Annotated in this window: 25 protein-coding genes; 11 read left to right on the top strand and 14 right to left on the bottom strand. The window is 53.6% G+C overall.

Annotation, left to right across the window (positions count from 1 at the left end):
- Positions 1-32: 32 nt before the first annotated feature.
- Both dcuA and aspA read right to left on the bottom strand, forming a co-directional pair.
- A complete protein-coding gene (gene dcuA, locus OGV83_RS19195) occupies positions 33-1,334 on the bottom strand; it encodes an anaerobic C4-dicarboxylate transporter DcuA (RefSeq protein WP_012134471.1) in 1,302 nt (433 codons plus the stop codon).
- 114 nt (positions 1,335-1,448) lie between these two features.
- Positions 1,449-2,885, bottom strand: a complete 1,437-nt coding sequence (gene aspA, locus OGV83_RS19200) for an aspartate ammonia-lyase (protein ID WP_024130804.1) — start codon at positions 2,883-2,885, stop codon at positions 1,449-1,451.
- Positions 2,886-3,223: 338 nt separating this feature from the next.
- Here aspA and OGV83_RS19205 point away from each other — a divergent pair, with 338 nt between their 5' ends.
- Entirely contained in the window at positions 3,224-3,700 is a 477-nt protein-coding gene (locus OGV83_RS19205; RefSeq protein ID WP_071257314.1) for an FxsA family protein, read from the top strand.
- 84 nt (positions 3,701-3,784) lie between these two features.
- Here the strand turns inward: OGV83_RS19205 and yjeH are convergent, their stop codons facing one another.
- Positions 3,785-5,035, bottom strand: a complete 1,251-nt coding sequence (yjeH, locus tag OGV83_RS19210) for an L-methionine/branched-chain amino acid transporter (RefSeq protein WP_200054029.1) — start codon at positions 5,033-5,035, stop codon at positions 3,785-3,787.
- A 275-nt stretch (positions 5,036-5,310) separates the two neighbouring features.
- Between yjeH and OGV83_RS19215 the strand changes: the two genes are divergently transcribed.
- The 3 genes from OGV83_RS19215 (at position 5,311) to OGV83_RS19225 (ending at position 7,905) form a co-directional block, all read left to right on the top strand.
- A complete protein-coding gene (locus OGV83_RS19215; protein WP_000027827.1) occupies positions 5,311-5,604 on the top strand; it encodes a co-chaperone GroES in 294 nt (97 codons plus the stop codon).
- Positions 5,605-5,647: 43 nt separating this feature from the next.
- A complete protein-coding gene (groL, locus tag OGV83_RS19220) occupies positions 5,648-7,294 on the top strand; it encodes a chaperonin GroEL (protein WP_012134466.1) in 1,647 nt (548 codons plus the stop codon).
- Positions 7,295-7,551: 257 nt separating this feature from the next.
- Complete coding sequence (locus OGV83_RS19225; RefSeq protein WP_024130803.1) at positions 7,552-7,905, top strand: DUF4156 domain-containing protein; 354 nt, start codon at positions 7,552-7,554, stop codon at positions 7,903-7,905.
- Between the two features lie 178 nt (positions 7,906-8,083).
- Here OGV83_RS19225 and OGV83_RS19230 read toward each other — a convergent pair whose 3' ends face one another.
- A complete protein-coding gene (locus OGV83_RS19230) occupies positions 8,084-8,947 on the bottom strand; it encodes a YjeJ family protein (RefSeq protein WP_286464375.1) in 864 nt (287 codons plus the stop codon).
- Between the two features lie 183 nt (positions 8,948-9,130).
- Positions 9,131-10,159: an EF-P beta-lysylation protein EpmB gene (epmB, locus tag OGV83_RS19235; protein ID WP_012134462.1), complete on the bottom strand. Its 1,029-nt coding sequence runs from the start codon at positions 10,157-10,159 to the stop codon at positions 9,131-9,133.
- Positions 10,160-10,200: 41 nt separating this feature from the next.
- On the opposite strand from epmB, the gene efp reads away from it, so the two are divergent.
- The 3 genes from efp to ecnB all read left to right on the top strand — a co-directional run bounded on the left by efp (position 10,201) and on the right by ecnB (position 11,346).
- Positions 10,201-10,767, top strand: coding sequence for an elongation factor P (gene efp, locus OGV83_RS19240; RefSeq protein WP_012134461.1), 567 nt, complete (start codon positions 10,201-10,203; stop codon positions 10,765-10,767).
- A 189-nt stretch (positions 10,768-10,956) separates the two neighbouring features.
- Positions 10,957-11,091, top strand: a complete 135-nt coding sequence (gene ecnA / locus OGV83_RS19245) for a lipoprotein antitoxin entericidin A (protein WP_024130802.1) — start codon at positions 10,957-10,959, stop codon at positions 11,089-11,091.
- Positions 11,092-11,199: 108 nt separating this feature from the next.
- Positions 11,200-11,346, top strand: a complete 147-nt coding sequence (gene ecnB, locus OGV83_RS19250; RefSeq protein WP_024130801.1) for a lipoprotein toxin entericidin B — start codon at positions 11,200-11,202, stop codon at positions 11,344-11,346.
- A 30-nt stretch (positions 11,347-11,376) separates the two neighbouring features.
- Here ecnB and OGV83_RS19255 read toward each other — a convergent pair whose 3' ends face one another.
- A complete protein-coding gene (locus OGV83_RS19255; RefSeq protein WP_049011510.1) occupies positions 11,377-11,976 on the bottom strand; it encodes a LuxR C-terminal-related transcriptional regulator in 600 nt (199 codons plus the stop codon).
- 255 nt (positions 11,977-12,231) lie between these two features.
- Between OGV83_RS19255 and sugE the strand changes: the two genes are divergently transcribed.
- Complete coding sequence (gene sugE, locus OGV83_RS19260) at positions 12,232-12,549, top strand: quaternary ammonium compound efflux SMR transporter SugE (protein WP_012134457.1); 318 nt, start codon at positions 12,232-12,234, stop codon at positions 12,547-12,549.
- A gap of 16 nt (positions 12,550-12,565) precedes the next feature.
- Here the strand turns inward: sugE and OGV83_RS19265 are convergent, their stop codons facing one another.
- The 5 genes from OGV83_RS19265 to frdA all read right to left on the bottom strand — a co-directional run bounded on the left by OGV83_RS19265 (position 12,566) and on the right by frdA (position 16,503).
- Positions 12,566-13,099 (bottom strand): lipocalin family protein, encoded by a 534-nt coding sequence (locus OGV83_RS19265; RefSeq protein WP_012134456.1) that lies wholly within the window; start codon positions 13,097-13,099, stop codon positions 12,566-12,568.
- A gap of 109 nt (positions 13,100-13,208) precedes the next feature.
- Entirely contained in the window at positions 13,209-13,568 is a 360-nt protein-coding gene (gene frdD / locus OGV83_RS19270; protein ID WP_012134455.1) for a fumarate reductase subunit FrdD, read from the bottom strand.
- A gap of 10 nt (positions 13,569-13,578) precedes the next feature.
- The gene (gene frdC / locus OGV83_RS19275; RefSeq protein ID WP_012134454.1) at positions 13,579-13,974 is read right to left on the bottom strand and encodes a fumarate reductase subunit FrdC; all 396 of its coding nucleotides are present in this window, start codon (positions 13,972-13,974) and stop codon (positions 13,579-13,581) included.
- Positions 13,975-13,984: 10 nt separating this feature from the next.
- Positions 13,985-14,719, bottom strand: coding sequence for a fumarate reductase iron-sulfur protein (gene frdB, locus OGV83_RS19280; RefSeq protein WP_104867865.1), 735 nt, complete (start codon positions 14,717-14,719; stop codon positions 13,985-13,987).
- On the bottom strand, positions 14,719-16,503 hold the full coding sequence (gene frdA, locus OGV83_RS19285) for a fumarate reductase (quinol) flavoprotein subunit (protein WP_047459485.1): 1,785 nt from the start codon (positions 16,501-16,503) through the stop codon (positions 14,719-14,721). The genes frdB and frdA overlap by 1 nt, the downstream gene beginning before the upstream one ends.
- A gap of 324 nt (positions 16,504-16,827) precedes the next feature.
- Here frdA and epmA point away from each other — a divergent pair, with 324 nt between their 5' ends.
- Together epmA and yjeM are read left to right on the top strand one after the other, a co-directional pair.
- Positions 16,828-17,805, top strand: a complete 978-nt coding sequence (gene epmA / locus OGV83_RS19290) for an elongation factor P--(R)-beta-lysine ligase (RefSeq protein WP_012134451.1) — start codon at positions 16,828-16,830, stop codon at positions 17,803-17,805.
- Positions 17,806-18,023: 218 nt separating this feature from the next.
- Positions 18,024-19,526, top strand: a complete 1,503-nt coding sequence (yjeM, locus tag OGV83_RS19295; RefSeq protein ID WP_047459482.1) for a glutamate/gamma-aminobutyrate family transporter YjeM — start codon at positions 18,024-18,026, stop codon at positions 19,524-19,526.
- Between the two features lie 84 nt (positions 19,527-19,610).
- Here yjeM and mscM read toward each other — a convergent pair whose 3' ends face one another.
- The 3 genes from mscM to rsgA form a co-directional block, all read right to left on the bottom strand.
- Positions 19,611-22,937 (bottom strand): miniconductance mechanosensitive channel MscM, encoded by a 3,327-nt coding sequence (gene mscM, locus OGV83_RS19300; protein ID WP_024130797.1) that lies wholly within the window; start codon positions 22,935-22,937, stop codon positions 19,611-19,613.
- A gap of 16 nt (positions 22,938-22,953) precedes the next feature.
- Positions 22,954-23,922, bottom strand: a complete 969-nt coding sequence (gene asd, locus OGV83_RS19305; protein WP_114848033.1) for an archaetidylserine decarboxylase — start codon at positions 23,920-23,922, stop codon at positions 22,954-22,956.
- A 91-nt stretch (positions 23,923-24,013) separates the two neighbouring features.
- Entirely contained in the window at positions 24,014-25,066 is a 1,053-nt protein-coding gene (gene rsgA / locus OGV83_RS19310) for a small ribosomal subunit biogenesis GTPase RsgA (protein WP_104867864.1), read from the bottom strand.
- Between the two features lie 106 nt (positions 25,067-25,172).
- On the opposite strand from rsgA, the gene orn reads away from it, so the two are divergent.
- Positions 25,173-25,718 carry an oligoribonuclease gene (orn, locus tag OGV83_RS19315; RefSeq protein WP_049011514.1) on the top strand — a complete coding sequence of 182 codons (546 nt, stop codon included), beginning with the start codon at positions 25,173-25,175 and terminating at the stop codon, positions 25,716-25,718.
- Positions 25,719-26,064 lie beyond the last annotated feature (346 nt).

Below are 26,064 nucleotides of genomic sequence, written 5' to 3' on the forward strand. Positions count from 1 at the left end.
AGCGGGGCGCATATACGCCCCGCGAGGAGAACTTACAGCATGACGCTGCCCAGCAGGAAGCCGAAGCAAACGGCAAGGGCAACACCCAGCGTACCTGGGATAAAGAACGGGTGGTTAAAGACGAATTTACCGATACGGGTTGTACCGGTGTCATCCATCTGAACCGCAGCGACCAGCGTTGGGTAGGTCGGCAGAATGAACAGGCCGGAAACCGCAGCGAAAGACGCGACAGCGGTCAGCGGAGAGACGTTCAGCGCCAGCGCCATTGGCATCAACGCTTTCGCTGTGGCTGCCTGAGAGTACAGCAGAGCGGAAGCAAAGAAGAAGATGACGGCCAGCAGCCACGGATGGCCCTGAATCACGCTACCCGCAGTGTCTTTGATCCAGTCGATGTTGTGAGAAACGAAAGTATCGCCCAACCATGCTACGCCCAGAATACAGATACAGGCGCTCATACCCGCTTTAAAGGTACTGGAGTTCAGGATGGAGTCCGTTTCGACGCGGCAGACGATGGTCGTCAGCGTCGCGACGCTCAGCATGATGATCAGAATCGCGTTGGTGGTGTTCATCAGCGGTGTTGCGACCAGGCCGAGGCTTGGACTGTTGACGATGGCATAAACCACGACGCAGACAACGCCCAGCAGGAACAGCCAGACCGAGGTTTTTGCCATCGGTTTGATTTCAATTTGCTTTTCGCCGCGCAGCTCGATCAGCCCTTCTTCCAGACGTTTGCGGTAAACCGGGTCGTCAGAAAGTTTAGAGTTAAACAGCATTGTGACCAGGAAGGACATCACCAGTACCGCCAGCAGAGTGGACGGAATCACCACGGACAACAGGTGAATATAGCTGATGCCATGACCTTCCATGACGGAAGACATGTACACCACCGCCGCAGAGATAGGCGATGCGGTGATCGCAATCTGTGCGGAAACCACCGCCGTGGAGAGCGGGCGGCAAGGTTTGATGCCTTGCTCCTTCGCCACTTCAGCGATAACCGGCAGGGTTGCCAGAGAGATGTTGCCAGTACCGGCAAAGATAGTCAGGAAATAAGTGACGATCGGTGCAAGGATCGTGATGTATTTCGGGTTTTTGCGCAGCAGTTTTTCCGTCTGGTTAACCAGATAGTCCAGACCGCCCGCAACCTGCATTGCGGAGATGGCAGCGATAACCGCCATGATGATGGAAATAACATCGAACGGGATATTCCCTGGTTTAACGCCGATGGCTGCAAGAACCAGAACGCCAAGCCCACCTGCAAATCCAATACCGATGCCCCCAAGTCTGGCACCCAAAAAGATTGCCAGCAAAACGATGATAAGTTCTAAAACTATCATATTAGCCTTCCTTGTTGTTTAACAAGTTGATATTAAATTGTTGTTATTTGGTAACTTATGACAAGAAAAAAGGCACGTCATCTGACGTGCCTCCTGTGTTACTACCCTGTACGATTACTGTTCGCTTTCATCAGTATAACGTTTTGCTTTGTAAGCCGGGTGCATCAGGTTCTGTGCGGAGAAAATATCGTCCAGCTCTGCTTCAGTCAACAGGCCGCGCTCCAGCACCACTTCACGGACGCTCTTACCGGTCTCGGCGCAAATCTTACCAACGATGTCGCCGTTGTGGTGGCCGATGAACGGGTTGAGGTAGGTGACGATGCCGATGGAGTTATAAACGTATCCTTCGCACACTTCTTTGTTTGCGGTAATGCCGTTAATGCATTTTTCCAGCAGGTTGTAGCAGGCATTGCTCAGAATGTGGATAGATTCGAACATCGCCTGGCCGATAACCGGCTCCATTACGTTCAGTTGCAACTGGCCTGCTTCGGCTGCCATCGTTACGGTGGTGTCGTTACCGATGACTTTGAAGCATACCTGGTTAACAACTTCTGGTACTACCGGGTTTACTTTCGCTGGCATGATAGAAGAGCCCGCCTGTAGTTCCGGCAGGTTGATCTCGTTCAGACCCGCGCGTGGGCCTGAGGAGAGTAAACGCAGGTCGTTACAGATTTTAGACATCTTCACAGCCAGACGTTTCAGCGCGCTGTGTACCATGACATAAGCGCCGCAGTCGGACGTTGCTTCAATCAGGTCTTCTGCCGGTACGCAGGCAAAGCCAGTGACTTCAGCCAGTTTCTGCACCGCCAGCGGAGAGTATTCTTTCGGAGTGTTCAGGCCAGTACCGATTGCCGTCGCGCCGAGGTTAACTTCCAGCAGCAGCTCAGCAGTACGTTCAATGCTTTTCACTTCTTCTTTCAGCAGTACGCTGAAAGCGCGGAATTCCTGGCCGAGGGTCATCGGTACAGCATCCTGCAACTGGGTACGACCCATTTTCAGGATGTCCTGGAACTCAACGGCTTTACGCTCGAAGCCTTCACGCAACTGATTGATTGCATCAATGAGTTTGACGATAGACGCGTAAACGGCAACACGGAAACCGGTCGGATAGGCGTCGTTGGTGGACTGACATTTATTCACATGGTCGTTCGGGTTCAGGTACTGATATTCACCTTTCTGATGACCCATCAGCTCCAGCCCGATATTGGCCAGCACTTCGTTGGTGTTCATGTTGACGGAAGTACCTGCACCGCCCTGGTAAACGTCTACCGGGAACTGGTCCATGCATTTGCCGTTATTCAGGACTTCATCACATGCGGCAATGATGGCGTTGGCCACACTTTTAGGGATGGTTTGCAGCTCTTTGTTGGCCAGGGCCGCTGCCTTTTTTACCATTACCATACCGCGTACAAATTCAGGGATATCGCTGATTTTGTTATTGCTAATGTAGAAGTTTTCAATCGCTCTCAGAGTGTGAACACCATAGTAGGCATCCGCTGGAACTTCCCTGGTACCCAACAAATCTTCTTCGATACGAATGTTGTTTAACATGTGAACCTTCTTTTTCAAGCTGCCAATAATTACATAAACACACAGGATATATGTGGTTTCGAATGTTTCCTGACCGACGATTATCCCCTGCATCGGTCTGATACTCGAGATCATATTCTGCTTCAGGATTTCTACCGTAACCTGGATCACTTAAAGTGTGGGAAGTTACCCCTTATTTATTATTTTGTGAAATAGGTCACCGCTTTGGGATTACCACTAAAAATAAGTGTACAAACAGCTTGAAATTTTGCTAACCGTCTCAACATCTGACGCATGCGAATCGCGCACCCATATCAGACAGACGTGATGAAAACGGCTGTCATTTACAGGAGAGTCCTTTGCGCTGGATACCGTTTATTGCCATCTTTCTCTATGTTTACATTGAGATTTCTATTTTTATCCAGGTCGCCCATGTGCTGGGCGTCCTGATGACGCTGATCCTGGTGATTTTCACCTCGGTCATTGGTATGTCGCTGGTGCGAAACCAGGGTTTCAAGAACTTTTTGTTGATGCAGCAGAAAATGGCGGCTGGCGAAAGTCCGGCGGCGGAGATGATCAAGAGCGTGTCGCTGATCATCGCGGGCCTGCTGCTGGTGCTGCCCGGCTTCTTCACCGACTTCCTGGGGCTGCTTCTTTTATTGCCGCCCGTGCAGAAACACCTGACCATGAAGCTGCTGCCGCATTTGCGTTTTTCCCGTATGCCTGGCGGCGGTTTTAGCGCCGGAACGGGTGGCGGCGAGACGTTTGACGGTGAGTTTCAGCGTAAAGAGGACGAGCGTGACCGTTTAGATCATAAAGACGACCGCAAGGATTAAATCAAACGTTGAACCGTAGGCCGGATAAACCGCTTCAGCGGCGTCATCCGGCATAAATGCCCGGTGACGCTATGCTTACCGGGCCTACAACTGCTGACGCTTAGCCAACCTGCGGGGTAAAAACAGCCACAGCGCTGTCAGCATAATCAGCGCGTACAGGCACTTCCATCCCACCATCGCCAGCAATAACAGACACAGCAGAGCGCCAGTCACCGCCAGCGCGCGATAGCGTCCTGCCAGCAACCGACACCCGGCCAGCATGCACAGCAAGTAGATCATAATGAAAATGCCGTTGGCATAGACGATCAGCGCGTCGAGATTGATCTCAAGGATGTAAATGCACAATGTGCTGAGTACGCAACAGCCCAGTACGGCGTTCAGCGCATTGCGGGGAACGCGGCGGGCAGAAAGGCGTGCCAGATAATGATCTGGCCTGTCCTGCGCCTGTGACCAGACAAGGCGGGCGAAACTCTGGATATAGATATTCAGGCTGGCGAAGCAGGCCAGATAACCAATAATGCAGGCGACCCACAGCGCCTGTACGCCAAACAATCGCACGACGATGTCAGGGAGCGACGCTGCCGCCGCCATTTGCGCGCCGTAGGCGTCAAAATGCAGAACCGCCACCGTACACGCCCAATAAACGGAGCCGGCCAGCAGCAGACCGATCATCAGTGCGCGCGGGAAATCGCGTTCAGGGTTTTTAAATTCCGATGCCAGATGGGCGAACGCTTCAAGGCCGACAAAGCACCAGAACATAACCGACAGCGCGGCGAACAGGGCGGGCAGCTCAATATCCGCAGGGGCAGGGAATGGAATTTGGTTCGGCTTGAGATCGCCCGCCCACCAGATAGCGACAATCAGCGCCACAATCAGCCCGGCAATGATCGTTTGCAGGTTGGCGCTGGAACTGGCGCCGCGAGAGCCAATGAACCACACCAGCGCCAGCGTGCCGAATTCCGCCAGTAAAAGCTGCCAGCCGTGCCAGCCAAACATCGCCTGACCGAACCCGGCGGCGATATGCAGCGCCGCTGGCAGGCCGACGGGGATGACCGACAGGAACAGCCATCCGGTGACGCGCGCCATTCGCGAACCAAACGCCATCCCGACAAAATGCGCCACGCCGCCCGCACTGGGGAAATGACGCCCCAGGATGGCAAAAACAATCGCCACAGGAAAGACTAAAACGATGAGCGCAGGCCAGGCCCACAGGCTGTTATTGCCCGCCACCAGCGCGGCCAGCGCCGGGACGGCAAAGACGCCGGTTCCTAACAGTGATGTCGACAACAGGCCCACGCCCTGAGCCAGTCCCAGCTCTTGTTTTAGTCCACTCATGAGTCACTATCCGGTTACGCCCAATTTTTGGGCAACTGCGCAGATTTTCGATGGTAACACAATCGGATTTACTTATGACGGGCCGCCTTAAATCGTTATGAAATGTGAGGTGAGCTACCGTTTTCGCGCGATTTTCTGCTGATAAGAATTTTTTTTCATCTGCCCCCTTGAAGGGGCAAAAACCCATCCCCATCTCTCTGGTCACTAGCCGGGAAACCGTTCACGGGCCGGCGTCACCCATAACTGATAAAGACTTTCTCAAAGGAGAGCTATCAATGAGTATTCGTCCGTTACATGATCGTGTGATCGTCAAACGTAAAGAAGTTGAATCCAAATCTGCTGGCGGCATTGTTCTGACCGGTTCCGCAGCGGGTAAATCAACGCGTGGCGAAATCATCGCTGTCGGTAAGGGTCGCATCCTGGATAACGGTACTGTGCAGCCGCTGGACGTTAAGGTTGGCGACATCGTTATTTTCAACGATGGCTATGGTGTGAAATCTGAGAAGATCGACAATGAAGAAGTGTTGATCATGTCTGAAAGCGACATTCTGGCAATTGTTGAAGCGTAATCCGCGAACGACACTGAACATACGAATTTAAGGGAAAGAGAAAATGGCAGCTAAAGACGTAAAATTCGGTAACGACGCTCGTGTGAAAATGCTGCGCGGCGTAAACGTACTGGCAGACGCAGTGAAAGTGACCCTCGGTCCGAAAGGCCGTAACGTGGTTCTGGATAAATCTTTCGGTGCGCCGACCATTACTAAAGATGGTGTTTCCGTAGCGCGTGAAATCGAGCTGGAAGACAAGTTCGAAAACATGGGCGCGCAGATGGTGAAAGAAGTTGCCTCTAAAGCGAACGATGCGGCAGGCGACGGCACCACCACCGCGACCGTACTGGCTCAGTCCATCATCACTGAAGGTCTGAAAGCCGTTGCTGCGGGCATGAACCCGATGGATCTGAAACGTGGTATCGACAAAGCGGTTGCTGCTGCGGTTGAAGAACTGAAAACCCTGTCCGTACCGTGCTCTGATTCTAAAGCCATTGCTCAGGTTGGTACTATCTCCGCTAACTCCGACGAAACCGTAGGTAAACTGATCGCTGAAGCGATGGACAAAGTCGGTAAAGAAGGCGTGATCACCGTTGAAGACGGTACTGGTTTGCAGGATGAGCTGGACGTGGTTGAAGGTATGCAGTTTGACCGTGGCTACCTGTCTCCTTACTTCATCAACAAGCCGGAAACTGGCGCAGTAGAACTGGAAAGCCCGTTCATCCTGCTGGCTGATAAGAAAATCTCTAACATCCGCGAAATGCTGCCGGTTCTGGAAGCCGTTGCGAAAGCAGGCAAACCGCTGCTGATCATCGCTGAAGATGTGGAAGGCGAAGCGCTGGCTACGCTGGTGGTTAACACCATGCGCGGCATCGTGAAAGTGGCGGCGGTTAAAGCGCCGGGCTTCGGTGACCGTCGTAAAGCGATGCTGCAAGATATCGCAACCCTGACCGGTGGTACCGTCATCTCTGAAGAGATCGGTATGGAGCTGGAAAAATCTACCCTGGAAGACCTGGGTCAGGCAAAACGCGTTGTGATCAACAAAGACACCACCACCATCATTGATGGCGTGGGTGAAGAGTCTGCGATCCAGGGCCGTGTCACTCAGATCCGTCAGCAGATCGAAGAAGCCACTTCCGATTACGACCGTGAAAAACTGCAAGAGCGCGTAGCGAAACTGGCAGGCGGTGTTGCGGTTATCAAAGTTGGCGCTGCGACCGAAGTTGAAATGAAAGAGAAAAAAGCACGCGTTGAAGATGCCCTGCACGCGACCCGTGCTGCGGTTGAAGAAGGCGTGGTTGCCGGTGGTGGCGTTGCGCTGATTCGCGTCGCGTCTAAAATTGCGGAACTCAAAGGCCAGAACGAAGACCAGAACGTGGGTATCAAAGTTGCGCTGCGCGCAATGGAATCCCCGCTGCGTCAGATCGTGCTGAACTGCGGCGAAGAACCGTCTGTTGTGGCTAACACCGTTAAAAGCGGCGACGGCAACTACGGTTACAACGCAGCAACCGAAGAATACGGCAACATGATCGATATGGGTATCCTGGACCCGACCAAAGTAACCCGTTCTGCTTTGCAGTACGCGGCATCCGTGGCTGGTCTGATGATCACTACCGAGTGCATGGTAACTGACCTGCCGAAAGGCGATGCTCCTGACTTAGGCGCAGCTGGTGGCATGGGCGGTATGGGTGGAATGGGCGGCATGATGTAATTGCCACACCCTGCATCCTTCAGGCCGCAGAGGCGTTGGCTGCGTTTGCTAACCCCAGTCACTTACTTGAGTAAGCTTCTGGGGATTAACAAACTGGCCGCCTTCCTGCAACCAGAATGATTTGGGTCTCATCTCCCAGAATTTAGAAACCCCCGGGCAGAAATGTTCGGGGGTTTTTCTTTTGGTCATCTTTTTAGTATAAGATTCAGACATGGACGACGTGAGTGGCGTCCAGCTCATTGATTATGGGGAATAACATGCACGTAAAATATTTAGCAGGGATCGTCGGTGCTGCGCTGCTGATGGCGGGTTGTAGCTCCAGCAACCAACTGACCGCTGCCGGGCAAAGTGTGCGTTTTGTGGAAGACAAGCCTGGCGCAGAATGCCAGTTGATCGGCACTGCGACCGGTAAGCAAAGCAACTGGCTTTCTGGTCAGCACGGTGAAGAGGGCGGCTCCATGCGTGGTGCAGCGAACGACCTGCGTAACCAGGCTGCGGCAATGGGCGGAAATGTGATTTATGGCGTCAGCAGCCCAACGCAGGGAATGTTGTCCAGCTTTGTCCCGACCGCCAGTGAAATGAACGGTCAGGTTTATAAGTGCCCTAACTGATTACACTTCATTCTTCAACCTGCCTCTTTGTTGGCTGCGCTGTGAAACCCCAGTCACATAGTTATCTGTGCTGCTGGGGATTTCTTCGCTTGCCGCTGCGATACAGGTTGAATGATTTTGTGTAATAAAGTGGTCTATACAGGCGCATGTGGTCATAGGCCGGATAAGCGCAGCGCCATCAGGCGTTTTTTGCTTTCTCGACCGACTGCACGCGTAAATGATGCAACGCGCGCAGGCACTGCTCCTGAGTGAGTTTGTGCGTCTTATCAGCGGTTAGCGTTCTGACAAACACCTGGCACGGTTTCCCGGCCAGCTTCTTCAGCCGTGGGCTGAAATCAAGCAGTCGGCGTGAAATGGCCTCTGCCTCTTTGCTGCCAGAAGGGGTGCGGTTTTTCACCACGGCGCCGCTAAAATGTGTTTTACCTGTCTCATCGGTATAACGATAGAGCACCGCCAGATAATGGCTGAAGAGATTGTGCTTCCATTCAGGTTGCGCGTAGGCGTCATATTCCAGATTACCGTTATCCAGACAGTCAGCATCATATAATGGCAGAAAATCCAGTAGTGATGTAATACGCAGCACCAGCTCACGCATACCGGCATTATCTATAGCGCGAATAATTGCGCGCACCAGAACGTCAATCTGTAATTCATTAATCATCAACTCGCATGTTTTACCATCATGCAGCGTAAAAGAAAGCATGACGTTTTCGCTCTGGTCGTCCATCAGCGTTAATGTATTCACCCGACGATTAATATCTGCGTTTTTGAGTTCCTCTTCCTGAATGGCCGGAATACTCTCAAGCATTTTTTTACTGACTCTATCCCGTGCTTTTTCATATTGTTGGCGAGCATTGGGGGACAGGTGATGCTTCTGGTGCAGCCTGCTTTCCAGAGCGATCAGCAGATCTCTTAATTCCAGCGCCGTCAGAAAAAACAACGACTCCTTATTCCTCGGTTCTTTTATTTTTAATACCAGCGCAATAAACTCATTCGCTTTGCGAATAACGCCTGTATTAACGCCTTTGATACTCATCGCCATAAAGGTTCTCCCTAACCAATTATTAATCAGGTAACTTAATTTGAATCAATATATAATTTTGAAATATATTCGCTGTGTTATGTTATTAAAATAACATAATATGGAAAGCGTTGCGCTATATGAACGGATTCAAATAAGCGATTTTAAGGGCGAGTGTCCGAAACCGGACACTCGTTTGAACAATTATTGCTGGCGTAACTGCAAATCTAATGGTGTTTTGCTCGGCTCCCCGCCAATTTCACGCGCCAGTCTGGGCACCATATAACCGGATACCCGCGTCAGCAGTTCACGCATAATTCGCCGCGCTTCATCGTCGCTCACCATGAAATGCGCCGCGCCCTGAACTTTATCCAGCACATGCAGGTAGTAGGGCATGACGCCGGCGTCAAACAGCGCATTGCTGAGGTTTGCCAGCGTTTGCGCGTTATCGTTCACCCCGCGTAGCAGTACGCTCTGGTTGAGCAGGGTAACGCCCGCGTTGCGCAGCGTCGTCATGGCCTGACGGAACGTGTCGTCAATTTCGTTGGCGTGGTTGATGTGGTTCACCAGCAGAATTTGCAGAGAAGAGCGCGCAAAGCGGGCTGCCAGCCCATCCGTAATGCGCGCGGGGATCACGATCGGCAAACGACTGTGGATACGCAGCCGTTTGATGTGCGGGATCGCTTCCAGTTGCGTAAGCAACCAGTCCAGTTCGTGATCTTTCGCCATCAAAGGATCGCCGCCGGAGAAGATGATCTCATCCAGTTCAGGGTGTGCGGCGATGTAGTCCAGCGCGACCTGCCAGTTGCGTTTGTTGCCCTGATTATCCGCATACGGGAAGTGGCGACGGAAGCAGTAGCGGCAATTTACCGCGCATCCGCCTTTTACCAGCAGCAACGCGCGGTTGCGGTATTTGTGCAGTAATCCGGGCACGACGCTGTGCTGCTCTTCCAGCGGGTCGGTGGAAAAACCGGGGGCGGTTACGAATTCGTCCTGCGAGGTAAGTACCTGACGCAGAAGCGGATCGTTGGGATTGCCTTTCTCCATACGCGCGATGAAAGATCGCGGTACGCGCAGGGCGAACAGGCGTTTGGCGTCGCGTCCGGCCAACAGTTTTTCATCTGCGTCTATATTCAAAAGATGCAGTAGTTCATCGGGATTGGTCACAACATCGGCAAGTTGCGCTAACCAATCTTCTCTGGATGGGGTATTTAGGGTTACAATATGCGCCATTTTGTGGCTTAGCTACCAGTTAACAATTTTCAGAGGGCCTTATGGCAACGTACTATAGCAACGATTTTCGTGCTGGTCTTAAAATCATGTTGGACGGCGAACCTTATGCGGTTGAAGCCAGCGAATTCGTTAAACCGGGTAAAGGCCAGGCGTTCGCACGCGTTAAACTGCGCCGCCTGCTGACCGGCACTCGTGTAGAGAAAACCTTCAAATCCACCGACTCTGCTGAAGGTGCCGATGTTGTCGATATGAACCTGACTTACCTGTACAACGACGGTGAGTTCTGGCACTTCATGAACAACGAAACGTTCGAACAACTGTCTGCTGACGCCAAAGCGATCGGCGACAGCGCGAAATGGCTGCTGGATCAGGCTGAGTGCATCGTGACCCTGTGGAACGGCCAGCCGATCACCGTGACCCCGCCGAACTTTGTTGAGCTGGAAATCGTAGATACCGATCCAGGCCTGAAAGGCGATACCGCAGGTACTGGCGGCAAACCGGCTACGCTGTCTACTGGCGCAGTGGTTAAAGTTCCGCTGTTCGTCCAGATTGGCGAAGTGATCAAAGTGGATACGCGCTCTGGCGAATACGTATCCCGCGTTAAATAAGACGCTGACATTAAGATTGATGACAACGTCTGAAATGCCCGATGGCGCAAGTTTATCGGGCCTACGGCGACTGCGTGACGCATGGGTATTACCGCCATCCGGTAAAACAGACGTGGAGTTTGTCAGCAATTTGCTAAGTTGAATTTATGGTGCGGCATTGAGCTGCGCCATACCTTTTCCAGGGCAGGAATGATGAAACGTCTTATCAGTCTTGTAGCACTCATCCTTTTCACCGGCGCGTTGCTGACGGGTTGTAATACCGCGCGTGGCTTTGGTGAAGACATCAAACATCTCGGCAATTCTATCTCTCACGCTGCCAGCTAATTACTTCCAGGTGTCTTAAAAAATCGTCGAACGCCCGTCACATTGCGGGATCTTGTCTATGCTTAAGTGGCTATACACAAACAACATTGGCTAGAAAAGGAAGACGTTATGGTTAAGAAAACAATTGCAGCGATCTTTTCTGTTTTGGTGCTTTCTTCCGTGCTAACTGCGTGTAATACAACACGCGGCGTTGGGCAGGATATCTCTGAAGGCGGCAGCGCCATTTCAGGCGCAGCGACCAGAGCCCAGCAATAAATGTGAACGGTACGGCGTGGCGTCGTACCGTTAATTGATTTGCTCCGGTAAGGATAAAAACGGCGAGTAGCGATTATCCATATGCAATTTCATGCGGATATTGCGTTTGTAGGTGTAGACCGTTTTGCCGTGAATACCGAGCGCAGCCGCGATTGCGTTGTTTCCCGCACCTTCCATCCACATTGTCAGCACCTTTTCCTCCTGCGGCGTAAGCAGCGGTGTGGCGGTTTTTGGCGTGTCAGTAACGGACTGGGCAAGCAGCACGTCCTGAATATTCCGCGATAGCTCATGCAGCGTGGCCTGTTTCGACACTACGGCATGAACCTGATACAGCGGGTCGCTATCGGCCTGGTACTGTCCGCCGCCTGATTGCAGCAAAATTAAAGGCGTGGCTCCGCAGGCCATCAGGAGCGGCGCTGCTGGCTTAAAAGAGTGGCTGTAGTTGAAAAAACTATATAAGTCAGCGATAACCAGATGAGGTTTCCACTGGGAAATATGCTCTTTTGCCAGTAGCAGGTTATTCAACCCTGATACCAGGAACGAAGAATCAAATAAGCCAGAATGATTAAGCCAGGCCTCTATCCCCGTGCGGGTGAAATGGCAGCGGTCAATCACTAAAATTTTTAACATAAACTTTCCGCATCCAGAAGTAGGCGATGGCTTCCTGACCTCAGAAAGCGTCTCATCATAGAGAAGTCCGATGAGCGTCGAATGCGTGAACTGCGCTGCGAATTGCGCCCAATTCATGCTTTTGCAACGGCGGAAAATAAAAGGGTTGAATTTGATTTTTTCGCAGGCAAAAATGCTTTCTCACACCTCTGCTTTGCAGGACGACCTGCAAATGTATCTTTCACCGGGGACGGCCCCATTTTTCTGGAGCCAGATATGTCCTGGATAATTTTGTTCATTGCGGGTCTGCTTGAAGTCGTTTGGGCGGTCGGCCTGAAATATACCCACGGATTCAGTCGCCTGACGCCCAGCGTCATTACCATTGCGGCGATGATTGTCAGTATGGCGCTGTTGTCATGGGCGATGAAAACCCTGCCTGTCGGTACTGCCTATGCGGTCTGGACGGGCATCGGCGCGGTAGGGGCTGCCATCACCGGTATTTTGCTGCTTGGCGAATCCGCCAGTCCTGCGCGTCTGGCGAGCCTTGCACTGATCGTAGCGGGGATTATTGGGCTGAAGCTCAGTGCTCACTAATCCTCCGGGAAAAGCGTTAAGCGCCGGGTTGTTTTACCCAGATTAATTTACTGACATCAAACCCTTCCCGGGTCGCGACGGCCAGCATCTGCTGCTTCATCTCTTCGGAGAGCGTCGGCGTGCGTGAGAGTATCCACAGGTAGTCGCGATCCGGGCCGCACACCAGCGCATGGCGGTACTCTCTGTCGATCGCAATGACGTTATACCCGCCGTAGAAAGGGCCGAAGAACGATACTTTCAGCGCGGCGCGGCTGGGGTCGCCCGTAAACCAGGCTTTCCCTTCTGTTTTCTGCCACATGCCCCTGTCCGGGTTGTAGCCTTTGTTGAGGACGTTCAGACCACCGTCGTCCCGCAGACTGTAGGTTGTCGTCACTTTTTCAAGACCGCTTTCAAAGCGGTGATCGAAACGCGCGATTTCATACCAGGTGCCAGTGTAGCGTCTGGCATCAAAGTCAGTGACAACGGTAACGCCCCTGGGCGGGACAGGCGTGCTACACGCGACGACCAGAAACGCAGCGGTAACGGCGGCAACGACAGGCAGCAGGCGCATGGGATTTTCCTTAGCGGTTTTTTCTAAGTGTAGAACCTGGCGGGAAAAATAAGGGAGAAGGGGAAATAAAAAAACGCCCTCTTATCGCGCAGATAAGAGGGCGTATGGCTTAGATTGTGAGGATGCCGATTGCCGTGACAACGGTCAGAATCGCCGCCAGACCGTAGAATACCCATTTGCCGCTTGGCACATGGATTTTCAGGTCATGCATCGCATGGTGCATACGGTGTAAACCGCACCACAGCGGCAGGACGATCATCAGGAACAGGAACGCGCGGCCAATGAAGCTCTGGGCGAACGCCAGTACGCGTTCATAGCTCAGCGCATCGCCCGGGAAAAGTCCCAGCGGCAGCAGAATACCCACCAACAGAACCATTACCGGCGCAATAATCGCGCCCCACATACCACCTGCACCGAACAGGCCCCAGAATACGGGTTCGTCAGAGCGTTTTGGATTTGGATTAATCATCCCGGACTCCTTACCAGTACAGGGCAACATACAGTATGACTACGGTGACAACCGCAGTAACAACCCAGAGACCTTTAATGATCGGCTCTGGCCCCATTTTTTCGTCTTTAACAATGATGTTGGCGGCTTTTGGCGCCAGCTCAAACCAAGTTTTGGTGTGCAGCAAGGCTGCCGCCAGGGCGATCAGGTTTAAGATCACCACTACCGGGTTTTGCAGGAAGCCAACGAAGCCCATCCAGGATTCCGCGCCATGTTTGAGGGCAAACAGGCCGAAGATCAGTTCAATGCTGAACCAGACTGCCGGAACCGCCGTGCCTTCGCGCAGCATGTAAAAGCGATAAAACGGCAGTTTTTTCCACCAGGTGGACGTCATTGGCCGCACATAGGCTTTGCGTTTAGTCGTCATGTTGCACTCCTTAGCGTGGTTTCAGGGTGGCGATAAGAAAGTCTTTCGAACTTTCCACTTTACCCTGCTGAATGGCCGCAGCCGGATCGACGTGTTTCGGACAGACTTCGGAGCAGTAGCCCACGAAGGTACAGGTCCATACGCCGTTCTGACCGTTTAACTGCGCCATACGCTCCTTCTTACCGTGGTCGCGGCTGTCTTCGTTATAACGATGCGCCAGCGTGATCGCAGCCGGGCCGATGAACTCAGGGTTCAGGCCGAATTGCGGGCACGCGGCGTAGCACAGACCACAGTTGATGCAACCGGAGAACTGGTGATACTTCGCCATCTGCGCCGGGGTCTGGGTGTTTGGCCCCTGATCCGGCGTACGCGGGTTGCCGATGATGTACGGCTTGATCGCTTCCAGGCTCTCGATAAAGTGCGTCATATCGACGACCAGATCGCGTTCGATCGGGAAGTTCCCCAGGGCTTCAACCTTCATACCCTTGGTGTAATCACGCAGGAAGGTTTTGCACGCCAGTTTTGGCACGTTGTTGACCATCATGCCGCAAGAACCGCAGATCGCCATACGGCAGGACCAGCGATAGCTCAGGTCCGGCGCCAGGTTATCTTTGATGTAGCCTAACGCATCCAGCAGCGACGTCGCTTCATCGTAAGGCACTTCGTAGAAAGCACTGTGCGGCGCGGTGTCGGTTTCCGGGTTATAGCGCACCACCTCAATTTTCAGGTTTTTCATCTCAGCCATTACGCCTTCTCCTTCTTATCGGCGGCTTCCGCTTCAGCGCCATACACACGTTTTGCCGGTGGCAGAGTGGTGATTTTCACGTCGCTGTATTCCAGGCGAGTTGTGCCATCAGCATCGCGGAAGGCGAGGGTATGTTTGAGGAAGTTGACGTCGTCACGCTCGGTGCAGCCTTCGTCCAGACGCTGGTGAGCGCCGCGTGATTCTTTACGTGCCAGCGCGGAGTGCGCCATACATTCCGCTACGTTCAGACCATGACCCAGCTCGATGGTGTACAGCAGGTCGGTGTTGAATACGCTGGAGGTATCGGTGATACGAACACGCTTGAAGCGTTCCTGCAACTCCGCCAGCTTATCCACAGTTTTCTGCATGAGTTCCGGCGTACGGTAGATACCGCAACCTTCTTCCATCGACAGGCCCATTTCATCGCGGATTTTCGCCCAGTTCTCGTTGCCTTCCTGGTTAACGAGGTCTTTCAGACGTTGTTCAACGCCCGCAACCTGCGCATCAAGCGCGGCGTCGTTAGCCGTGCCTGCGGTTGAGGCGCGTTCCATTGCTTGTTCGCCCGCCAGACGGCCAAAGACCACCAGTTCCGCCAGAGAGTTAGAACCCAGACGGTTAGCGCCGTGCAGACCCACAGAGGAGCACTCGCCAACGGCAAACAGACCTTTAATGCGGGTTTCGCAATTCTGATCGGTTTCGATGCCGCCCATGGTGTAGTGCGCGGTTGGACGAACCGGAATCGGCTCTTTAACCGGATCGACACCCACGTAGGCTTTCGCCAGTTCGCAGATGAACGGTAAACGTTCGAGCAGTTTTTTCTCGCCCAGATGGCGCAGGTCGAGGTAAACCACATCGCCACGCGGTGTGGAAATGGTGTTGCCTTTGCGCCATTCGTGCCAGAACGCCTGAGACACTTTGTCTCGTGGCCCCAGTTCCATGTATTTGTTTTTCGGCTCGCCAAGCGGCGTTTCCGGGCCCATGCCGTAATCCTGCAAATAGCGGTAGCCATTTTTGTTGACCAGAATACCGCCTTCACCACGGCAGCCTTCGGTCATCAGGATACCGGAACCCGGCAGACCGGTCGGGTGATACTGAACGAATTCCATATCACGCAGCGGTACGCCGTGGCCCAGCGCCATGCCCATACCGTCGCCGGTCACGATGCCGCCGTTGGTGTTGTAGCGATACACGCGGCCTGCGCCGCCGGTAGCCATCACCACCGCGTTGGCGCGGATCTGCACAAGCGTGCCTTCCATCATGTTCATGGCCACGAGGCCACGGGCATGACCGTCATCGACCAGGATATCCAGGACGAAGTGTTCATCAAAGCGTTGGATTTGTGGGAACTGCAAAGAGGTCTGGAACAGGGTATGCAGCATATGGAAGCCGGTTTTATCTGCGGCAAACCAGGTACGCTCAATTTTCATACCGCCGAAACGACGTACGTTGACGCTGCCGTCCGGGCGACGGCTCCACGGGCAACCCCATTGCTCAAGTTGCGTCATTTCAGTTGGACAATGGTGGACAAAGTAATCCACGACATCCTGTTCACACAGCCAGTCTCCGCCCGCTACCGTATCGTGAAAATGGTAGTCAAAGCTGTCATGATCCTGGGCGACAGCGGCTGAACCCCCTTCGGCAGCAACGGTGTGGCTGCGCATCGGGTACACTTTTGAGATCAGTGCGATTTTAGCGTTAGGATTCGCCTGCGCGGCAGCTATTGCAGCACGTAATCCCGCGCCACCGGCGCCTATAATGGCAAGATCGGCTTGAAAGGTTTGCACGACATTCCTCCAGATTGTTGTTATTTCGTCCCCGTACACCATCAGATTGAACTCCTGATTGATGCGGGTTGCGAACGCGTTTCCACTGCTCCTTTATAGGTACAACAGTATAGTCTTACGGATGTGAGGGAAATTTGACGTGTTCGATTTTTTTAGCGCATCAACGGGTCGATTTATCATTGATTCTGATTAATTTAATTACTAAACCACCTGGCTTCACTTTTTTTACTTTTCCGGCGGAGCGCATTATTCCCGCACAAAATTTGTTTCACTGGCGTGTTACGAGTAGACTTCGTGCCCTTGTCTTAAATCGGAGAAAGTACCATGAGCGAAACGGCAACCTGGCAGCCGAGCGCGTCCATTCCTAACCTGTTAAAACGTGCGGCAATTATGACGGAGATCCGTCGTTTCTTTGCCGATCGTGGAGTGCTGGAGGTTGAGACGCCCTGCATGAGCCAGGCGACGGTAACGGACATTCATCTGTTCCCGTTCGAAACGCGTTTCGTCGGCCCTGGCCACTCTCAGGGCATGAACCTTTATCTGATGACCAGCCCGGAATACCACATGAAACGCCTGCTGGTGGCGGGATGCGGCCCGGTTTTCCAGCTGTGCCGTAGCTTTCGCAACGAAGAGATGGGGCGTCATCACAACCCGGAATTCACCATGCTGGAGTGGTATCGTCCCCACTACGACATGTACCGTTTGATGAACGAAGTGGACGACCTGCTGCAACAGGTGCTGGAATGTCAACCTGCGGAGAGTCTTTCTTACCAGCAGGTGTTTCAGCGCCATCTGGAGATTGATCCGCTGTCTGCGGATAAAACTCAACTGCGTGAAGCGGCGGCGAAGCTGGATTTAAGCAATATCGCGGATACCGAAGAAGATCGCGATACGCTGCTGCAACTGCTGTTTACTATGGGCGTGGAACCGCACATTGGCAAAGAGAAGCCGACGTTTGTGTACCATTTTCCGGCAAGCCAGGCATCGCTGGCGCAAATCAGCACTGAAGACCATCGGGTGGCTGAACGCTTCGAGGTTTACTTCAAAGGTATTGAGCTGGCGAATGGTTTCCACGAACTGACGGATGCGCGCGAGCAGCAACAACGCTTCGAGCAGGATAACCGTAAGCGCGCCGCGCGAGGCTTACCGCAGCAGCCTATCGATAACAACCTGCTGGAGGCGCTGAAGGTGGGGATGCCTGACTGTTCCGGCGTGGCGCTGGGCGTGGATCGTCTGGTGATGCTGGCGCTGGGGGCGGAAAGCCTCGCTGAGGTTATCGCTTTTACCGTTGATCGGGCATAAATCCGAAAACCCCTCTTTTGCGAAACAAAATGGCGCAATGAGCGCCATTTTGTAGCACATTTTTTCAATTCCCCTCTTATAGCCACAATATAAGTCTGGATGTTTGATACCATTCAGGTATCAATTCTGTGTTGATTTTTATTGCTGACCTCTGCAAAGGGGCAGTGCAAACCGGTGAGCGCCGTTTAGCCAACGTGCCCAGAGTAAGGGATGGTTTCATGAACCAGACAATAAAGAAGATGAGCCTGGCTGGCCTCATCCTGATGATATTTACGTCCGTTTTTGGTTTTGCCAATAGCCCGTCGGCGTTTTATTTAATGGGGTATAGCGCGATCCCGTGGTATATCTTTTCTGCATTATTATTCTTTATTCCATTTGCCTTAATGATGGCTGAAATGGGTTCTGCTTATCGAAAAGAAGAAGGCGGAATCTATTCGTGGATGAATAATAGCGTTGGCCCGCGTTATGCGTTTATCGGCACTTTTATGTGGTTCTCCTCCTATGTTATCTGGATGGTGAGCACTGCGGCGAAAGTCTGGGTGCCTTTCTCTACGTTCTTGTTTGGTGCAGATATGACGCAGCACTGGCGGATCGCCGGGCTTGAACCGACGCAGGTTGTTGGTCTGCTCGCCGTCGGCTGGATGATTCTGGTGACCTGTATCGCATCAAAGGGAATTAATAAAATTGCGCGTATTACGGCAGTAGGGGGGATTGCCGTGATGTGTCTTAATTTAGTTTTGTTGTTAGTGAGTGTCGCTATTTTGTTATTAAATGGTGGGCATTTTGCGGAAAATATTAATTTTGTCTCCTCACCCAATCCCGGATATCAATCCGGCCTGGCCATGCTCTCATTTGTTGTTTTCGCTATTTTTGCCTACGGCGGAATTGAAGCGGTAGGCGGCCTGGTGGATAAAACAGAAAAGCCGGAAAAGAATTTTGCGAAAGGAATTGTTTTTGCGGCAATTGTTATTTCCGTTGGTTATTCGCTGGCGATATTTTTATGGGGTGTTAGCACCAACTGGCAACAGGTATTAAGTAATGGCTCCGTTAACCTCGGAAATATCACCTATATTCTGATGAAAAGCCTGGGGATGACGTTGGGTAACGCGCTGCATCTGTCGCCGGAAGCGGCAATGGCGACCGGCGTCTGGTTTGCGCGTATCACTGGCCTCTCCATGTTCCTTGCCTATACCGGCGCGTTCTTTACGCTGAGCTACTCGCCATTGAAGGCCATTATCCAGGGGACGCCAAAAGCGCTGTGGCCTGCGCCGATGACGACGCTGAACGCGGCAGGTATGCCAGCTACCGCAATGTGGATGCAGTGTCTGCTGGTGAGTCTGTTTATTCTGCTGGTCTCTTTTGGCGGTGATACCGCGTCGGCGTTCTACAACAAACTGACGCTGATGGCGAACGTGTCGATGACGTTGCCGTACCTGTTCCTCGCGCTGGCCTTCCCGTTCTTTAAGTCTCGCGAAGGCCTGGAACGGCCATTTGTGATCTTCAAAACCCATGTTTCTACGATGCTGGCAACGGGCGTGGTCGTGCTGGTGGTGACGTTTGCGAATGTGTTTACCATCATTCAGCCGGTGATTGAAGCCGGGGACTGGAATAGTGCGCTGTGGATGACCGGCGGCCCGATATTCTTCTCGCTGTTAGCGATGGCGATTTATCAGAACTACAGCCGCCGGATGGCGAAACAGCCTCGGTGGGCGGTGGAGTAATCTTTTTGCCGTTACCCGGCCTACGCGTTCATTGCTGTTCTGTAGGCCGGATAAGGCGAAGCCGCTATCCGGCATTATTACGGCTTACAAACTTCCCGCCGGGCGACTTTTCCTGGCGGCGGATGTCAGCGTTCTTCCAGTCTGCCTGCCATTCAGGCTTTCCAGGCGCATTTGGAACGGAGGGAATGGCATATCAATACCGTGCTCATGGAAGCCCGCCAGAATCAACTGGTGGATTTCATGGCGCAACGGCATACGGTGCCCCATCTCTGCGGCATAGATACGCAGTTCGAAGATCTGAATCCCCTGTTGCAGGTCAACCAGGAATACTTCCGGCGCCGGGTTGTCAATCACCAGTGAACAGCGGTGCGCCGCAGTCAGCAGAATTTGCGTCACCTCTTCGCTGTTAGCGTCTGACGGCGCCGGGATGGTCAGCACCACACGCGTTACCGAATCAGACAGCGACCAGTTGATAAACTGCTCGGTGATGAACGCTTTGTTCGGCACGATAATCTCTTTACGGTCCCAGTCGCTGATGGTGGTGGCGCGGGTGTTGATTTTGGTCACGCTGCCGGTAAGGTCGCGAATGGTCACCGTATCGCCAATACGAATCGGCTTTTCGAACAGGATGATTAAGCCGGAAATAAAGTTGGCGAAGATCTCCTGTAAACCAAAGCCCAGACCGACACCGAGCGCGGCGACCAGCCATTGTAACTTCGACCATTCAATGCCAATCATCGAGAAACCGACCAGCCCGCCAATCAGCATCAACAGATACTTGGTGATGGTGGTGATGGCGTAGCCGGTGCCGGGCGTCAGATCCAGATGCTGCAAGAGCGCCAGCTCCAGCAGGGCGGGCAGGTTACGCACCAGTTGCGTGGTGATGATAAACACCAGGATCGCAATCAACACCGCGCCCAGCGTAATCGGCTCCAGACTTTCAACCCCTTGCACCGTGGAGGTGACATCCCACAGCGAGATATTCTCCAGGAAGCCAAAGGCGGAATGGATTTCCGACCACAGCACAATGACCGACAGCAGGGCGATAAGCATCAGGATAGAACGTACCAGGCGCAGCGACTGGGCGCTGATGGCGTCGAGATCCACTTCGCTTTCATCCACTTCGACGGCCCCTTCGAGGCTGGTGGAGTGGGCGGGTTCTTCTTCGCCGCGCGCACGTTGCGCCAGCATTTCGGCCCGGCGATGCTTAGCGCGATCGAACGCCAGACGGCGACGCTGAATCAGCATCCAGCGGCGAATGACGTGATAGATAACCAGCAGCAGGAACCAGATGGCAACGGAGGTCTCCAGTCGCGCCAGCAGCGCCTGCGCGGTGGCCAGATAGCCGACAGCGGCCGCAAGGATCGCAATGAGCGGCGCGCCCATCAGCAGGTTCCAGAGCATACTGTTGACCATATTGTCGCCGCTGCCCTCTTTATCGAGGTACAGCGGGATACCGGCGCGCTTCAGGCTCAGCGTGACAATCGCGAGCGCGCCGCAGATCAGGATGAAACAGAGACGCCCCAGCGACGCGGAGAACTCCCGATCGTTAAGATTATCAAACATAATCAGCGCCATAATGAGCGGGACAATCAGCCCGATGCTCATCAGGTAATAGCGCATGGCGCGCGCGACACGGTTTCGGGGCCAGCCAAAATGCGCCACGAACAGACCGTTAGGGCGGGCAAAGGTGGCGCAAATCATGACGACCCACAGCAGCGGAACCGTTGCTGTCACTCCGTCGCCGATGGCGACGGCCAGAGGATAAGGCCATGCCTCCTGCAACCCATAGCCCAGCGTGGCCCACAGTACGGGCAGCGGGGAGGCGACCAGAATCGACCAGAACACGGTGCGCAGCGTCAGCCAGAAGTGATCCTGTGTGACTTTCCCGACGCGGGAGGATGAACGCTCCAGAAAACGGGTGAAATGTTTGCGCGAATAGAGACTAAAACCAACCAGCACCAGCGCGCCAAACAGCGGCAGCAGCGTCTCCTTGCTGGTGAGCATCATGATGCTGGCTTTGCCGAGCTGATTGAACGTATCCAGTGAGATCAGTCGACGCAGATCCTGAACGAGGCTGATAGGCCACGAGAGCGACATCGGACTCACGTCAGACGTCCAGAACAGGTAACGGTGAGTGGCTTCGTTGACCTCTTTCAGCGCGTCTTCCAGTTGACTATTGGACACTTTCAGCTTGGTGAGTTCGAGGATCAGCGTATCACCGCCCTGCAACAGTGAATTCAGCAGCTCGCGTTGGGTACGCAGTTGGGCGTCAAGAATGCGGCTCTGCTCAGAGGTCAGCGTTTGACCGTCGGCCTGGCGAATCTGACGCAGTTGCGGTTGTTTGTTGAGCAGATCTTCGTAGCGCATACGGTGTACGCGCAGCTGCGCCATTTCGGTATCTAACTGCTGCGGCTTGGGCATTTCCGGGAGACGCGATACCTGCGCGCGCAGGGCTTCCCCCAGCATATTCGATACGCCTAACCACTGCGACTGTTCCCGCAGGGTGTTCAGGGCCTGACGAACCTGTAGCGTCTGGCTGGTGGCCTGGCGTTGCTGTGAGGCCACCAGATCCATGCGTTGCGCCTGCTGGTTAAGCGCCTGCGACAGCTCGCGGTTCACCTTGAACTGTTCGATAATGCCCGGCGGCAGGTCAGCGCTGTTTTCCGCCAGCAGTTCGGTGCTTTCCAGCGCTCGCTCTGCTTCTCGTTGGCGCTGGCTGTTTAATTGATTGCGTAATGCCTGTAACCAGGCATCCAGCTGTTGGCTCTGTTTTTCCGCCAGTTCGGAGCGCATTCGCGCCAGTTCCTGACGGTTATTCGCCGAAAGCTGCGCCAGTTCCAGCTCATCAACCTGCGCTTTGAGTCTGGCGGATTCGGCCTGCATACTCAGATTTTGCGCCTGGTTGAGCGGGGAGTTGCCGCTGGCGGTGCCAATGCGCCGCTCAATCTCATTTAACTGGCGACGGGCATCCGTTTGCTGTTGTGGAAGCTGGCTTAACGAATCGGCGATTTCACGGGCGCGCTCTCGCTCCTGCTGGGCCTGACGGCTTTTATCCAGCAACTGGCTGCTGACCTGGAGGATCTCCTGGCTTAGCGCATCGGTGGACATGCCTGGCGGCACGCTGCGCGGTTCATCGCGCAAGTTATTGAGCTGTGCGCGTAGCGTCGCGGACAGCTTAGGGAAATTGTCGATAACCTGCTGATATTGTTCGGCGCGCTCAAGAGAACCTTTTCGTTCCTCAAGCGCGTTCAGCGCGGACTGGAGGGCCTCTACGGCCTCTGGCTGAGCGGGTTTTGCCGCTTTAGCCTGCTCCAGTTCCTGGGCAATCAGTTTGGCGTCGGGGGCCGTCGCAGCGTACGCCCCCAGGCTGAGGCACCAGGCCATCAGAAAAGTGATAATCAGGCGCACAGCAGCGATCCTTTATTTAACTTTCGTCTTTCTTGTCGTCAACCAGCGGGCTGGCGTCGTGTTCGGCGTTGATCTCTTCTTCCGGCAGCGGCGCGGGTTCCGCTTCAGGGGTCACGAAGAGTTCGGTAGAAACGGCCAGCGGCTGACCGATTTTGGTCACTGACAGGCTTTGTAGCTGTTCAGCCAGCGTGACTTTACCCGGCGCAAACAGGTTGATCACGGTTGAACCCAGTTTGAAACGGCCCATCTCCTGACCTTTCAACAGCGCCACAGACCCTTCGCTTTCCCCTTCCGGCCAGGTCCAGCGTTTGATCACGCCTTCACGCGGCGGCGTAATGGTTCCTGCCCAGACGGTTTCGATGCTGCCGACAATGGTCGCCCCGACCAGAATTTGCGCCATTGGACCAAATTCTGTGTCAAACAGGCAGATCACGCGTTCGTTACGGGCAAACAGGTTTGGCACGTTTTGCGCGGTCAGGTGATTCACCGAGAACAGATCGCCCGGTACGTAGATCATCTCGCGCAGGATACCGTTGCACGGCATGTGTACGCGGTGGTAGTCGCGCGGAGAGAGGTAGGTGGTGACAAACGAACCGTTGCGGAACAGGTCCGCCATCAGGTAGTTACCTGCCAGCAGCGCTTCCAGGCTGTAGTTGTGACCTTTCGCTTGCAGGATTTTATCTTCTTCGATTTTACCTGACTGGCTGATCACGCCGTCAGCCGGCATCACCAGTATGTTTGGATCGGTATTCACCGGACGGACGTCGTCACGCAGCGGACGAACAAAGAAATCGTTAAAGGTGCGATAGCTGGCGGTATCCGGCTTCTGCGCCTCTTTCATATCGACCTTGTAGTATTTCACGAACAGATCGATAACCAGTTTGGTCAGCCAGCCCGCTCGTTTTCTCGCGCCCCAGCCCGCCAGGCGAGTGAGCCATAGTTTCGGCAGAATGTATTGTAGCGAAAGTTTAAATGAGTTTAACAAGGTAGCCTCCAGGCCATTGTTGTTCCTGAACCGGCATTGACGCCGGCATCCTGAAAAAAGGGGACGATTCTAGCGATGCTTAGCGTAGTTGTCAGTCGTCCATATCAGAAAAGTTTTTACGTGTTTTTACCTGTGCCATGCTTTCCAGAATGCGGTGATAATTTTCGAAACGGGTTTCTGCAATTTTACCGTCTTCTACCGCTTCACGGATGGCGCAACCTGGGTCGGTATCATGCTTGCAGTCGCGATATTTGCAATGGCCCAGGTAGTCATGAAATTCGACAAATCCGTGGGTGATTTGTTCCGGTTCGAGATGCCAGAGGCCAAATTCGCGTACCCCAGGGGAGTCAATCACATCGCCGCCGTGCGGGAAGTGATACAGGCGCGCGGCGGTCGTGGTGTGCTGCCCCAGACCGGAGTTATCCGACACATCATTGGTGAGGATCGCTTCCTGTAGGCCCAGAAGGGCGTTCAACAGGCTCGATTTTCCAACGCCAGACTGCCCGGCAAAGATGCTGATGCGGCCGGTTAGCGCCTCTTCTAATGGTTTGAGGCCATCTTGCGTATGGCTGGATACCATCAACACGCGATAGCCGATGTCGCGATAGATATCCATCTGCTCGTTAACGAAGTCCATCCCTTCGTCATCCAGCAGATCGATTTTATTGAGCACGATAATCGGTTCAACCTGCAACGTTTCGCAGGCCACCAGGTAGCGGTCGATAATATTGAGCGACAGCTCCGGCAAAATGGCGGAGACAATGACGATTTGGTTGATATTGGCGGCAATAGGCTTCACGCCGTCGTAGAAATCCGGGCGCGTTAGCACGGAGGTGCGTTCGTGTACGGCTTCGACGATCCCTTTGACGTTGACGCCTTCAGCCGCCGCTTTACCCGGACGCCAGACGACGCGATCGCCGGTGACCAGCGAACGGATCGTGCGACGGATGTTGCAGCGGTGAATCTCGCCATCGGCGGATTCTACGTCGGCATGCATGCCAAAGCGGCTGATGACGATACCTTCAGCGGTCTCGCCGAACAGGTTGTCATCGAAGTCTGCCTTCTCCGTGGACGTTTTTAGACGACGCTGATGATTGGCTTTCACGCGGCGCTGTTGGCCTTTGGAGAGTTTATTTTTACTCAATCGTACTGGCTCCTGGTCGCCCGCAATGGGCAAAACATCTATGATACACGCTATTTTAGATGAATATAGTCACACTGACTGTGACCTCTGAAGGGTGGAAAATAGCATGAGTGCCAATGAAAACAACCTCATTTGGATAGATCTTGAGATGACCGGCCTGGATCCCGAGCGCGATCGCATTATTGAGATCGCGACGCTGGTGACCGATGCCAACCTGAATATCCTGGCGGAAGGGCCGACGATTGCGGTGCATCAGTCTGCTGAACAACTGGCGTTAATGGATGACTGGAACGTGCGTACCCATACCGGAAGTGGTCTGGTGGATCGGGTAAAAGCCAGCACGTTTGACGATCGCGCCGCAGAACTGGCGACCATTGAATTTTTAAAAGAGTGGGTTCCGGCAGGTAAATCACCGATTTGTGGCAACAGCATCGGCCAGGATCGCCGTTTTCTGTTTAAGTACATGCCTGAACTGGAAGCCTATTTCCACTATCGCTATCTGGATGTGAGTACGCTGAAAGAGCTGGCGCGTCGCTGGAAGCCGGAAATCCTTGCCGGTTTTACCAAGCAGGGAACGCACCAGGCGATGGATGATATTCGCGAGTCGGTGGCGGAGCTGGCTTATTACCGCGAGAATTTTATTAAGCTGTAAACGGCGTGTTTGCCGGATGGCGAAGCGAAGCGTCTTATCCGGCTTATGATTTGCTTGCCGGGTGTGCTTGCGGCGGGGTGGATTTGGCGCTAAATTGTACGCTTTGCTGATAAATTCAACACTCAGAACGAAAACGGAAAAAATTGCGTTTTAGGGGGTTGCAGCAGAAAGGATTTCTCGTATAATGCGCCTCCCGTAACGACGCAGAAATGCGAATTACGACAGCAACAAATTTAATCACAGAATTTCAGATAACAGTCTGAAAAACGAAGATTAAGCGGGAATAGCTCAGTTGGTAGAGCACGACCTTGCCAAGGTCGGGGTCGCGAGTTCGAGTCTCGTTTCC

Source organism: Citrobacter sp. CK189, from assembly GCF_030333505.1.
Lineage (GTDB): Bacteria > Pseudomonadota > Gammaproteobacteria > Enterobacterales > Enterobacteriaceae > Citrobacter_B > Citrobacter_B koseri.